Annotated in this window: 12 protein-coding genes; 4 read left to right on the top strand and 8 right to left on the bottom strand. The window is 63.4% G+C overall.

The genetic code is table 11. The annotated features are described in order from the left end of the window. Positions 1-79: 79 nt before the first annotated feature. The 3 genes from AC3VI7_RS00905 to AC3VI7_RS00895 all read left to right on the top strand — a co-directional run bounded on the left by AC3VI7_RS00905 (position 80) and on the right by AC3VI7_RS00895 (position 3,454). A complete protein-coding gene (locus AC3VI7_RS00905; RefSeq protein ID WP_489668401.1) occupies positions 80-775 on the top strand; it encodes a haloacid dehalogenase type II in 696 nt (231 codons plus the stop codon). A 2-nt stretch (positions 776-777) separates the two neighbouring features. Beyond that, positions 778-1,179, top strand: a complete 402-nt coding sequence (locus AC3VI7_RS00900; RefSeq protein ID WP_489668400.1) for a heme-binding protein — start codon at positions 778-780, stop codon at positions 1,177-1,179. 61 nt (positions 1,180-1,240) lie between these two features. Then, positions 1,241-3,454 carry a malate synthase G gene (locus AC3VI7_RS00895; RefSeq protein ID WP_489668399.1) on the top strand — a complete coding sequence of 738 codons (2,214 nt, stop codon included), beginning with the start codon at positions 1,241-1,243 and terminating at the stop codon, positions 3,452-3,454. 13 nt (positions 3,455-3,467) lie between these two features. On the opposite strand, the gene ilvD is transcribed toward AC3VI7_RS00895, so the two are convergent. The 3 genes from ilvD to AC3VI7_RS00880 all read right to left on the bottom strand — a co-directional run bounded on the left by ilvD (position 3,468) and on the right by AC3VI7_RS00880 (position 6,143). After that, positions 3,468-5,324: a dihydroxy-acid dehydratase gene (gene ilvD / locus AC3VI7_RS00890; protein ID WP_489668398.1), complete on the bottom strand. Its 1,857-nt coding sequence runs from the start codon at positions 5,322-5,324 to the stop codon at positions 3,468-3,470. A gap of 79 nt (positions 5,325-5,403) precedes the next feature. Further along, entirely contained in the window at positions 5,404-5,841 is a 438-nt protein-coding gene (locus tag AC3VI7_RS00885) for a type II toxin-antitoxin system VapC family toxin (RefSeq protein WP_489668397.1), read from the bottom strand. Next, positions 5,838-6,143, bottom strand: coding sequence for a type II toxin-antitoxin system Phd/YefM family antitoxin (locus AC3VI7_RS00880; RefSeq protein WP_369417368.1), 306 nt, complete (start codon positions 6,141-6,143; stop codon positions 5,838-5,840). Before AC3VI7_RS00880 ends, AC3VI7_RS00885 begins: the two co-directional genes overlap by 4 nt. Before the next feature lie 102 nt (positions 6,144-6,245). On the opposite strand from AC3VI7_RS00880, the gene AC3VI7_RS00875 reads away from it, so the two are divergent. Next, entirely contained in the window at positions 6,246-6,926 is a 681-nt protein-coding gene (locus AC3VI7_RS00875; RefSeq protein WP_489668396.1) for an NAD(P)H-binding protein, read from the top strand. On the opposite strand, the gene AC3VI7_RS00870 is transcribed toward AC3VI7_RS00875, so the two are convergent. The 5 genes from AC3VI7_RS00870 to AC3VI7_RS00850 form a co-directional block, all read right to left on the bottom strand. Then, positions 6,916-8,460 (bottom strand): Fic family protein, encoded by a 1,545-nt coding sequence (locus tag AC3VI7_RS00870; protein ID WP_489668395.1) that lies wholly within the window; start codon positions 8,458-8,460, stop codon positions 6,916-6,918. The genes AC3VI7_RS00875 and AC3VI7_RS00870 overlap by 11 nt on opposite strands. A gap of 156 nt (positions 8,461-8,616) precedes the next feature. Next, on the bottom strand, positions 8,617-10,107 hold the full coding sequence (trpE, locus tag AC3VI7_RS00865; RefSeq protein ID WP_489668394.1) for an anthranilate synthase component I: 1,491 nt from the start codon (positions 10,105-10,107) through the stop codon (positions 8,617-8,619). A gap of 271 nt (positions 10,108-10,378) precedes the next feature. Further along, positions 10,379-11,110 (bottom strand): ABC transporter ATP-binding protein, encoded by a 732-nt coding sequence (locus AC3VI7_RS00860; RefSeq protein WP_489668393.1) that lies wholly within the window; start codon positions 11,108-11,110, stop codon positions 10,379-10,381. Continuing rightward, positions 11,107-12,384 carry an ABC transporter permease gene (locus tag AC3VI7_RS00855; protein WP_489668392.1) on the bottom strand — a complete coding sequence of 426 codons (1,278 nt, stop codon included), beginning with the start codon at positions 12,382-12,384 and terminating at the stop codon, positions 11,107-11,109. The genes AC3VI7_RS00860 and AC3VI7_RS00855 overlap by 4 nt, the downstream gene beginning before the upstream one ends. After that, positions 12,381-12,627 (bottom strand): hypothetical protein (locus AC3VI7_RS00850; protein WP_489671365.1); only part of this gene is annotated, 247 nt, incomplete at its 5' end. The genes AC3VI7_RS00855 and AC3VI7_RS00850, both read right to left, overlap by 4 nt.

Here is a 12,627-nt window from a genome sequence, read left to right as displayed (position 1 = left end):
GATTATGTTCATTAAAGTCAAAGATGATTGAATTTTTGCGCTATCAATCTTCATGGAAGGTTCGAATACAGTGCGATCCATGAACAAGCTTCTCGCCCCGCGTGCGGTTCTCTTCGATGCCTACGGCACGCTGTTTGATGTCTACAGCGTGGCCTTGTTGGCTGAGCAGCTCTGCCCGGGTCGCGGCGAGGCGCTGGCGGTGTTGTGGCGCGACAAGCAGATCGAATACACCCGCCTTGTCACCATGAGCGCGCCCGGCGGCGAGCGCTACCGGCCGTTTTGGGAGCTGACCCGCGCGGCCCTGCGCTTTGCGGCCCTGCGTCTCCAGCTCGATTTGGGCCACGACGGCGAGGACCGGCTGATGAATCAGTACCGGGCGCTTTCGGCCTTTCCCGAGGTGCGTGAGGTGCTCGAAGCCTTGAAGGCGCGCGGCATTCCAGCCGGTATCTTGAGCAACGGCGACCCAGCGATGCTGGGCGTGGCGGTGAAAAGTGCTGGGCTAGAAAACTTGCTTGAGCACGTCATCAGCGTCGAAGCGGTGCGCGCTTTCAAGACCGATCCGCGCGCCTACGCCTTGGGGCCGCAAACGCTGGGCCTGGCCGCCAAACAGATTCTTTTCGTCTCCAGCAACGGCTGGGACGCGCTCGGTGCGACGTGGTACGGCTACACCACCTTGTGGGTGAACCGCGCCGGCCTGCCGCCCGAGCAACTCGACACCGAACCAACCCGCATCGGCAGCAACCTGCGCGACGTGCTGGGTTTCTTTAAGGAATGACCATGAAGACCAAAGCTGTCCTGACCGTCGAAGACACCGACCGCATCCTGGCCGCTGCGCGCGCCGAGGCCCAAGCCAACCAGTGGGCCGTCTCGATTGCCGTCGTGGACGATGGCGGCCATCTGCTCGGCCAGATCCGCCTTGACGGCGCTGCACCGCTAAGCAGCTACATCGCCCCCGAAAAGGCCCGCACCTCGGCCTTGGGTCGGCGCGAGTCCAAGGTTTATGAAGACATGATCAACGGCGGGCGCACCTCGTTTTTGTCGGCACCGTTGCTGCAAGGCATGCTCGAAGGCGGCGTGCCCATCCTTGTCGATGGCCAAGTCATCGGTGCGGTGGGGGTCTCGGGCGTCACGTCGGCGCAAGACGCCCAGATCGCCAAAGCCGGTATCGCGGCTCTTTGATCGCTGCCCTTTGATCGCTTCCTTTTGATTCCCAACCTTCTGAGTCTCTGAGTTGTTCAACATGACTGCACGCACTTCCATCCACGGCCTGCAAGTGGCCACCGAGTTGTTCCGTTTCATCGACGACAAGGTGCTGCCCGGCACCGGCGTGACCAGCGCTGCTTTCTGGGCCGGCTTTGATCAGCTCGTCGCTGACTTGGCCCCGAAGAACGCCGCCTTGCTGGCCAAGCGGGATCAGATCCAGCTGCAAATGGATGCTTGGCACACCGCCCACCCCGGCCCGATCAGCGACATGGCCGCTTATCAAGCGTTCCTGACCGAGATCGGCTACCTCGTGCCGGTGCCGCAGAGCGTGCAATCGACCACCTCGAACGTGGACGCTGAGCTGGCCCTGCAAGCCGGTCCGCAGCTGGTGGTGCCGATCCTGAACGCGCGCTACGCCCTGAACGCCGCCAACGCCCGTTGGGGTTCGCTCTACGACGCGCTCTACGGCACCGATGTGCTGCCTGAAACCGACGGCGCCGACAAGGGCCGGGGCTACAACCCGGTGCGCGGTGCCAAGGTCATCGCCTACGCCCGCCAAGTGCTCGACCAAGCGGCACCGCTGGCCACCGGCAGCCACGCTGAAGCCAGCGGCTACGCGGTGGTCGATGCTCAGCTCGCCGTCACATTGAAGGACGGCACGGTCACCGGCTTGCGCGACCACGGCGTTTTCGCCGGCTACCAAGGCGCGGCCAGCGCCCCGACCTCCGTGCTGTTGGTCCACAACGGCCTGCACCTCGACATCCAGATCGACCGCTCAACCACCATCGGCAAGAGTGACGCTGCTGGCGTGTCAGACGTCATCGTCGAATCGGCCCTATCCACCATCCTCGACTTGGAAGACTCGGTCGCGGCGGTGGACGCTGAAGACAAGGTGCTGGCCTACAGCAACTGGCTCGGCATCCAGCTCGGCACGCTGACCGAAGAAGTCGCCAAGGGCGGCAAGACCTTCACCCGTCGCCTGAACGCCGACCGCGTCTACCTCACGCCTGAAGGCAGCGGCGACGTGGTGCTGCATGGCCGCTCGCTGATGTTCGTGCGCAACGTCGGTCACCTGATGACCAACCCGGCGATCCTCTGGGGCGCTGAAGGGCGTGAGATTCCCGAAGGCATCCTCGACGCTGTGGTCACCACCACCATCGCGCTGCATGACCTGCAACGCCACGGTGCCGAGATTGGCGGCCGCCAAGTCTGCAACTCGCGCAAAGGTTCGGTCTACATCGTCAAGCCCAAGATGCACGGCCCGGAAGAAGTGGCCTTTGCGGGTGAGTTGTTCGGCCGCGTTGAGCAGCTCCTGGGTCTGCCGGATTCGACCGTCAAGCTCGGCATCATGGACGAAGAGCGCCGCACCTCGGTCAACCTGAAGGCCTGTATCGCTGCGGCTGCCAGCCGCGTGGCGTTCATCAACACCGGCTTCTTGGATCGCACCGGCGACGAGATGCACACCGCCATGCACGCGGGCCCAATGATGCGCAAGGGCGACATCAAGAGCAGCGCCTGGATCGCCGCTTACGAGCGTCGCAACGTGCTGATCGGCTTGAGCTGCGGCCTGCGCGGTCGCGCCCAGATCGGCAAGGGCATGTGGGCCATGCCGGATCTGATGGCTGAAATGATCAAGCAAAAGATCGGTCACCCCAAAGCCGGTGCCAACACCGCTTGGGTGCCGAGCCCGACCGCTGCCACGCTGCACGCGCTGCACTATCACCAAGTCAGCGTGGCTGAAGTGCAGCAGCAGATCGAAGCCAGCGGCGACGCCAACAACGCCGAGCTGACCGCGCAGCTGATGGCCCACCTGCTCACCATCCCCGTGGTGGCTGAAGCGACGTGGAGCGCGGAAGAGCGCCAGCAAGAAATCGACAACAACGCCCAAGGCATCTTGGGCTACGTGGTGCGCTGGGTCGATCAAGGCGTGGGCTGCTCGAAGGTGCCCGACATCAACGACATCGGCCTGATGGAAGACCGCGCCACGCTGCGCATCTCCAGCCAGCACATCTGCAACTGGCTGCTGCACGGTGTGGTCACTGAGGCCCAAGTGCGCGAAACCTTCGCCCGCATGGCCGCCAAGGTGGACGGCCAGAACGCTGGCGACGCGGCCTACAAGAGCCTGGTCGCCAACCCCGACGGCGCGGCTTACCAAGCGGCGCTGGACTTGGTGTTCAAGGGCAAAGAGCAACCCAGCGGCTACACCGAGCCGCTGCTGCATGCGTGGCGGTTGAAGGTCAAGGCCGCTTGACCTCCCGAGCACATCAATCCAGCAGCGACAAATCCCGCACTGCCCCCTTGTCCGCGCTGGTCGCCAGCAGCGCGTAGGCGCGTAGCGCGGCCGAGACCTTGCGCGGACGCGGCTGGGCCGGCTTCCAGCCCAGCGCGTCTTGCTCAGTGCGGCGGCGGGCCAGTTCTTCGTCGCTGAGCAGCACGTTGATCGAGCGGTTCGGGATGTCGATGCGGATGCGGTCGCCGTTCTTCACCAAGCCGATGGCACCGCCCGCTGCCGCTTCGGGCGAGCAGTGGCCGATCGACAGGCCCGAGGTGCCGCCCGAGAAGCGGCCGTCGGTCAGCAGCGCGCAGGCTTTGCCCAGGCCCTTGCTCTTGATGTAGCTGGTCGGGTAGAGCATTTCCTGCATGCCGGGGCCGCCCTTCGGGCCTTCGTAGCGCACGATCACCACGTCGCCAGCCTTGACCTCATCGGCCAGGATGTTGGCCACGGCTTCGTCTTGGCTTTCGACGACGTGGGCCGGGCCTTCGAACACCATCAGGTTGTCATCGACGCCGGCGGTCTTGACGACGCAGCCGTCGAGCGCGATGTTGCCGTGCAGCACGGCCAAGCCGCCTTCTTGCGAGAACGCATGGTCGCCCGAGCGGATGCAGCCTTCGGCGCGGTCCAGATCAAGGCTCGGCCAGCGGGTGTTTTGGCTGAACGCCACTTGGCTGGGGATGCCTGCCGGGCCGGCTTGGTAGAAGGTTTTGACCGCATCGCTGGGCGCGCGGGCGATGTCCCACTCGTCCAGCGCGTCCTTCATGGTTTTGGCGTGGACGGTCGGCACGTCGGTGTGCAGCTTGCCGGCGCGGTCCAGCTCACCCAAGATCGCCATGATGCCGCCGGCGCGGTGCACGTCCTCGATGTGGTACTTGTTGGTGTTCGGGGCCACCTTGCACAGCTGCGGCACCACCTTGGACAGGCGGTCGATGTCAGCCAGCGTGAAGTCGATGCCGGCCTCTTGCGCAATCGCCAACAAATGCAAGATGGTGTTGGTCGAGCCGCCCATCGCGATGTCGAGCGTGATGGCGTTCTCGAACGCCTTGAAGCCGATGGCGCGCGGCAGCACGCTCTCATCCTCTTGCTCGTAGTAGCGCTGGCACAGCTCCACCGCGACACGACCAGCGCGCTTGAACAGCTGTTCGCGGTCGGCGTGGGTGGCCACCACCGTGCCGTTGCCCGGCAGCGCCAGGCCGAGGGCCTCGGTCAGGCAGTTCATCGAGTTGGCGGTGAACATGCCCGAGCACGAACCGCAGGTCGGGCACGCCGAGCGTTCCACTTCGGCGACGTCGGCGTCGCTGACCTTCGAGTCAGCGGCCATCACCATCGCGTCGATCAAGTCGAGCTTTTTGAACTCCATCTTGTGCGTGGTCGGATTGGCCAGTTGCACCTTGCCCGCTTCCATCGGGCCGCCCGAGACGAACACCACCGGAATGTTCAGGCGCATCGCCGCCATCAACATGCCCGGGGTGATCTTGTCGCAGTTGGAGATGCACACCAGCGCATCAGCGCAGTGGGCGTTGACCATGAACTCGACCGAGTCGGCGATCAGGTCGCGGCTCGGCAGCGAATAAAGCATGCCGTCGTGACCCATGGCGATGCCGTCATCGACGGCGATGGTGTTGAACTCCTTGGCCACGCCGCCCGCCGCTTCGATCTCACGCGCAACGAGTTGGCCCAGATCCTTCAAATGCACGTGACCCGGCACGAACTGGGTGAAGGAGTTGGCGATGGCAATGATCGGCTTGGAGAAATCGCCGTCCTTCATGCCCGTGGCACGCCACAGCGAACGAGCACCAGCCATGTTGCGGCCGGCAGTGGAGGTCTTGGAACGATAGACAGGCATGGTGGTTCTTTCTGAAGAGCGTAGGGGCAGCGATCCAACAGGGATCAGTCTCTTGTGAGGTCTAGGGTGGGATTTTCGGTCAATCGGCCGATCCATCGAGCCACGGATTGAACAAGACCACTCGCGACCGGGCGTAGTCACCTGTATCGCGCGTCACCACGGTCAAGCCGTGCAACAAACCTGTGGCGGCGATGATCAAGTCCGGTTGGGTGAAGGTATGACCACTCTGGCACCCCTCCTCGACCAGCAACCGCCACTTGAACATCACATCCTCAGACACCGGCAAGACACGCTGGCCAAACATCGGCCGGACCTTGTGCGTTAGCCAGTCGTGCAATTCGGCACGGCGGAGCGGATCAGTCACCTTTTCAATGCCAAAGCGGATTTCAGCCAACGTGACTGAACTGATGAACAGCTGATCCAAGGCTTGGGCCGCCACGAAAGCCACCACACGCGGATCGGGACGCGGGCGGCGCAGTTCGGAAATGACATTGGTATCGAGTAGCCAGCCGTTCACAACACCACATCCCGAACAGGCATCGCACAGCGCGACACCGTTAGATCAAGGTCTGGCGAGGGCGAAGCTTGGAGCGCATCAATCAACACTTGACCCGTCTGCCCCCCCTGTAAACGGCGGAAATCGGCCGCGTCGAGGATCACCACCGCATCACGCCCATGCATCGTCACATGCTGCGGTCCGTCACTGTGCGCACGACGCACGACCTCGCTGAAACGGGCCTTGGCATCTTGAAGACGCCAGTATCCCGGTTGTGGTCCGGTGACGGCACGCGGAGGTGATGCAGGCTGTTTTCTAGTCATGGTGACTAGATTATCACGACACACGCCCGTTCGAGGCAGCGATACACTCGGCCGCATTTCTCCCTCAGCCTTCCCCCTCAGCGCCGCCCGATCAAGCTCGACATGAACATTCTTCTCTTCGGTGCCACCGGCATGGTGGGTCAGAGCGTATTGCGCGAGGCGCTGCTGGACCCGCGCGTCACCCACATTCGCAGCGTGGGCCGCACAAGCACGGGTCGCAGCCATCCCAAGCTCAGTGAGGTGGTGCAGGCCGATTTGTTCGACTGCACGCCCGTGGCCGATCAGTTGCAGGGCTTCGATGCGTGTTTGTTTTGCTTGGGCGTCTCGGCCGGCGGCCTGAGTGAAGCGGCGTACAGCCGCATCAGCTTCGATCTGACGCTTGGCGTGGCCAAGTTGCTGGTGGCGGCCAACCCCGCAATGCGCTTCGTCTATGTGTCCGGCGCAGGCACCGACAGCACCGAGCAAGGCCGGATCATGTGGGCGCGCGTCAAAGGCCGCACCGAAAACGCCCTGCTGCGTCTGCCCTTCAAAAACGCCTACATGTTCCGTCCCGGCCTGATCCGCCCGCTGCACGGCGTGCGCTCCAAGACCTTGGCCTACCGCCTCATCTACACCCTCACCCGCCCCATCCTGCCCCTGCTCACCCACTGGCTGCCCGAACACGCCCTCACCAGCGTCCAAGTCGGCCAAGCCATGCTCAACGCCGTCATCACCGGCACCCACCCCAGTGGCGTGCTTGAGAGTGGGGAAATTGGGCGGATGGCACGCGGGGTTACCCGATAACACGCACCGGCTCGCGGGCTTCGAAGGCGGACTGAACAGCTTCGATCAGGCGCAGGGCAAGGCCCTTATCCGCCAGTTGCGGATACGCCTTGGTCAGCTTGCCCGAGATGTTCCAGCCGTTTTCTTTGAGGGCGCGGATGATGCGCACGGCGTCGGCGTCGGGCATTTCTAAGACGTCCTTGAGGCGTCGCTGCGCAAGCTCAAAGGTGCAGAGCACCCGAGCCTCCTCGGCCATCTCGGTGCGGATGGTGTGGGCCACGACACGGGCCGTGAAGAGAACGTGCTCGGTGAGGTCCGGGTAGCGCCACGCGGCGTTGGCATCTGGGTAGGCCTCAAAAACCAAGTTGGACCGCGTGCCGTCTGTGTAGGTCATGAGCTCACCAAAACGGTAGGCCTCGGCGTAGCGCCGCATGAATGGGCGCGAAAACACCTCCAACGTCCGGTCGTAACCATGGCTGAACTCGCGGGAATTGATGATGCTGGCCGACACCGGGAGGGTCACGCCGTTGGGGATCGCTTGGTCTCGCTTGAGCGTGTCGTTGAGGAGAAAGCGGTGGATGCGGCCGTTGCCGTCGCCCATCGGGTGGATATAGACGAAGGCAAAAGCCAGAGCACCCGCACGAGCCAAAGGCTCGCGGCCGCGTGTTGCAACCTCAAAGGCTCTAAGCCCCGCCAGCATGCCTTCGACATCGCCAAAATGCGGGCCGATGTAATGCACGATGTTTTCACGCAGGGTGGCTTGGCCGACAAAGACCGGCGAGCGTCTGAGGCCCATGCTTAGCGCGTTGTCACCCAAGATGGCGCGCTGCAAGGTGATCAAGCTCTCGCTGCTGAGCGGCTCCTCGATCTGGCCACAGTGCTCGGCGATGACGTGCGCAAACCGCTGGATGCGGTCGGTTTGCTCCGCCTCTTTCTCAATCAGAAAGCTAGCGCGCGACTCTTTGAACGTGAGCCACGCTGCGGTGCGCAGCAGCACTTCCGCCCCAAATTGGCGGTCAAGTTCGGCCAAAGCTTCAGTCACATTGAATGCGAGGGCCTCCTGCACAGCATCGCTGCGCCGCACCAGCGGGCAGTAGGCGGGGGTGCCGGGCAAGTTGTTGTTGATGCGCCAGCGCCGGTCGCGTAAGGCGTGGGTTCGGGTCAGATAGCGGTCGGCGTCGATGGCATCGACGTAGGCCCCGTTGCTCAAGTCCGGCACATCCAGCCGCCGCCCGGTCAGCCACTCATAAAAGAACCCAGCGCGGCGCGCATATTGCCCAAACGGCTCCCGCCGACACCACACCTCCAGCAAGCTCGGCTCGACCACCGCGAACAAGCGGGCAAAGAACTCCAAGTGCAGCTCTTCGTACTTCAAGCCGAACTCAACATGCCCAGCAAAGCTATCTTCCGGCCGGTAACTGGCCGGGTACTGCTTCTGCACCCGCTCCAACACCTCCCGACTCGCCCGAGTCGTCCCGATGGTGGATTCGACACGCAAAGCCTGCACCAGCCGAACGCCGTACAACGCCTCCAAAGCTTTGAAACCGACTTGCATGTTACATAAATCCAGTTAGGAAGCCACTATTTTGCTACCCAGAAGGACGATTCACACGAATTTGATAACGACGGGGTCGGTACGATCAAGGCCCTTCGACAAGCTCAGGGCGAACGGGGAAATGCCCTAGCGTCTTGCTCCCCTCGCCCGCGCCCCTCAAAACCCCTCTTCAACCAGTTCTGCTGCGCGGATGACGGCGCGCATTTTGACTTCGGTTTCTTTCCATTCCATCTCGGGGATGGAATCGGCGACGACGCCGGCACCGGCTTGGACGTAGAGGGTTTGGTCTTTGATGACGCCGGTGCGGATGGCGATGGCGACGTCCATGTCGCCGGCGAAGCTGAGGTAGCCGACGGCACCGCCGTAGATGCCGCGCTCGCTGATTTCGAGCTGGTCGATGATTTCCATGGCGTGGATCTTGGGTGCGCCGCTCAGGGTGCCAGCGGGGAAGCTGGCGCGCAGCACGTCCAAGCTGCTCATGCCGTCTTTGAGCACGCCTTCGACGTTGCTGACGATGTGCATCACGTGCGAGTAGCGCTCGATGCCGAAGGCTTCGGTGACTTTGACGCTGCCGGTTTGGGCAAGACGGCCGATGTCGTTGCGTGCCAGGTCGATCAGCATCAGGTGCTCGGCGCGCTCCTTCGGGTCGGCCAGTAGTTCGGCTTCCAGCGCGGCGTCCAGCTCCGGCGTGGCCCCACGCGGGCGGGTGCCGGCAATCGGGCGGATGGTGACGATCTTTTCCGGCTTGCCAGCCACTTGCCGGGCCTCTTGGCGCACCAAGATCTCGGGCGATGAGCCAACGATCTGGAAGTCACCCATGTCGTAGTAATACATGTAGGGGCTCGGATTCACCGAACGCAGCGCCCGGTAGAGCGACAACGGGTGCTCGGTGTAGGGCTTCTTGATGCGCTGGCCGATGACGATCTGCATGCAGTCACCGGCGGCGATGTACTCCTTGGCCTTCAAGACGGCTGCTTCAAAGTCCTCGCGGGCATATTCGCGCTCGACCGGATGGCTGGCGCTGCGCTTGACCGGCGGGGCGGTGACGCTTTGACCGAGCTGCGCCGTCAGATCACGCAAACGCTGCGCCGCTTGGGCATAGGCCCCGGCTTGGGCAGGATCGGCGTAGACGATCAGATAAAGCCGCCCCGACAAGTTGTCGATCACCGCCAGCTCTTCGGTTTGCAAAAGCAAGATCTCGGGCGTGCCGATGCCCCCGGGCAGGCGCGTATCGGCGAGCTTTTTCTCGATGTAGCGCACCGTGTCGTAGCCAAAGTAGCCGGCCAGCCCGCCGCAAAAACGCGGCAAACCACCGGGCGGCAAAGCCACCTTGAAGCGCTGCTGATAGAGCTCGATGAAGTCGAGCGGATTGCCTTCATGGCGCTCCACCACCACACCGTCGGTCACCACCTCGGTCACGCCCAAGGTGGTGCGCAACAGGGTGTGGGCCGGCAAGCCGATGAAGGAGTAACGCCCGAAACGCTCACCGCCCACCACCGACTCCAGCAAGAAACTGCGCGGCTGACCGCCAGCGAGCTTCAGGTAAAGCGACAAGGGGGTTTCGAGATCGGCAAAAGCTTGGCTGACAAGCGCGATGCGGTTGTAGCCCTGCTCGGCCAGATGTTGGAATTCAAGTTCAGTGATCACGTTGGATGCTCCGCAAGCCACCAACCTTGCAGCGAGCAGACCTCCGGCGCGGGGAGAGACGCGTGCAAGGCCGAGGGCAGACTGGGTTCAGAAGCAGCGGGAGGTGGGCCGCAAAAGGGCTCGGGTTCCCGGCTGGAAAAACATCAGCGCCTGGCGATCAGCGACGCCAGGGCCAAGCTCCCCGGTCGCTCGACCTGGGCAGGCATGCGTGGCCGTGAAGGCAGCCGTGATGACGTTGACGCGGGGTGAACATATGGCCGCAGAGTGTAGCTCAGGCCCCCGGCAACCAAGCCAGGTCAATGCGCCCATCGACGATCGGAATGCGCCGATCAGCCGCCGATGAGAAATTGGCATCGTGCGTCACCGCAATCACTGTTTTGCCGAGGTCGTGCGCCAAGTCGCGCAGGATGTCGCGCACGTTGGTGCTGGAGACCGAATCGAGATTGCCGGTGGGCTCGTCGGCCAAGATCACTTGCGGATCATTGGCCAGCGCGCGCGCAATCGCCACCCGCTGACGCTGCCCACCCGAGAGCTGATGCGGAAACTTGCGCGCCTGATCACGTAGATCAAAGCGCCCCAGCAGCTCCAAGGCGCGCTCACGCGCGGCCTGGTCGCTAAGCCGCGCCAGCTTGCGCATCGGCAGCAACACGTTGTCGAGCACGCTGAACTCGGCCAGCAAAAAGTGAAACTGAAACACGTAGCCCAACCGGGCCAAGCGGAAATCGGTCAGGGCGTCTTCGTCAAACGCACTGGTGTCTTGGCCGTCGATCCAGATCCGGCCCCGGCTCGGCATGTCGAGCAAGCCCAAGAGGTAGAGCAGCGAGGACTTGCCCGAGCCCGAGGGGCCCATGATGCAAACGAACTCGCCACGCCGAATCTCCAGATTCACGCCCTGCACCAAGGTCACCGGCACCTCGCCGGCCAGCTCCCGCCCCACGTCCTCGGCGCGGATCATCACGTCATGCGGGTCACTCACGCCACCCACGCTGCTCACGCTACTCATGCCGCCCCCCGCAAAATATCCACCGGGTGAACCCGCGCCGCTCGCCGCGCCGGCAGCCAAGACGCCGCCACGCAAGAAAACATCGCAAAGGCCATGGCAAAACCGAACTGATCCAGACCGCGCCACACCGGCAAATGCGTCAGCTCTTGCACCCCGGGCAATTTCAGCGCCACTTGGCCCAAGGCCTCGATCAAGCCCCAACCGCACAACATGCCCGCTGCGCTGCCGATCAAGCCGACGATCAAGCCTTCAAGCAAGAAGATGTTGCGGATGTCACTGGCGTGGAAGCCCATGGATTTCATGATGGCGATGTCGCGGGTCTTTTCCATCACGATGGTCGAGATGGTGTTGTAGATCCCAAAACTGGCCACCACCAAAATGGCCGAGACCACGCTGTACATGATCAAGTTGCGCACCAACAGCAAGCTGATGAAGTCTTCAGACGCTTCGATCCAGGACACGCTTTTGTAGCCGCTGGAAGCCTCGATGGTCTGCGCCACGGTTTTGGCGTCGTAGGCGTCGGTGAGCTGCACGATGATGCGATTGACGCGGTTTTCACGGCCCAACAGCGCTTGGGCGCGTTTGAGCAGCACAAAGGCTTGGCCTTCGTCATACCCAGCGTTGCCGGTGCGAAAAATCCCCACCAAGCGCAGCGAGCGGCTCGCCCCTTCACCGGCCACCACGTTGATGGTGCTGCCCAAGTGCAGGCTGAACTTGTCCACCAAGCCTTGACCCAAGATCACGCCGTTCGGGTTGGCACTCAGGGCATCAAGCGTGCCGGCGATCATCTTGGCGTCGATGGTGCTGACGGCGTGCATTTTCTCGGGCACCACGCCGCTGAGCGACACCGCCTGCTGGCGGCCCGCAAAGTTAAGCACCGCCGAGCCCACCAGCACCGGCGCGGCGCGCAGGTCGGGCAAGGCCTCCACCGCAGCCAGCCGCTCGCGCCAACCGCGAATCCCCCGGGTCTCGCGCTGCGGCTTGACGTGGCGCACCTCGACCGCCGCCTCGGGCCAGCGCAGCTCAGCGGGCTGAGCCTGGGCTTGGCGGTATTCGTCGTAGACGGTGATGTGCGCGCTGTTGTCCACCAAGCGCTGCAAGAAGTCTTTCTCCGAGCCGCGCATCAGCGACGAGACCGCCAAGAAAAACGCCACCCCGAGCACCACCCCCGTGAGCGACACCAAGGTCTGACGCTTGCGGCTGGTGAGGTGTCCCAAGGCCACATCCACCGCCACCCGCAGCGCGACGTGGAAAGCCGCTAAACGTGTATTCATTTCAGAGCACGCACAGCACGTACATGCAGGCCCTCTTGCAGCACCTCGGTGGGCTGCAACACCACCTGCGTCCCCGCGTGGATGTCCGAGCTGATGCCCGAGCTGATGCCACCCGAGAGGATCTCGATGCGCTCGGTCGTCTTGACGCCCAGCCGCACGACATGGCGATGCAACTGGCCCTCGGGGCCCACGCTCCAAAGCAGCGGCTCATGGGTGGCGGGGGCTTGCACCGCCTGCGCCGGC

The sequence above is a fragment of the Leptothrix toolikensis (SeqCode) genome (assembly GCF_057922285.1).
The sequence above is the reverse complement of the archived record's forward strand: the minus strand, read 5'-3'. Positions and strand labels throughout refer to the sequence as shown.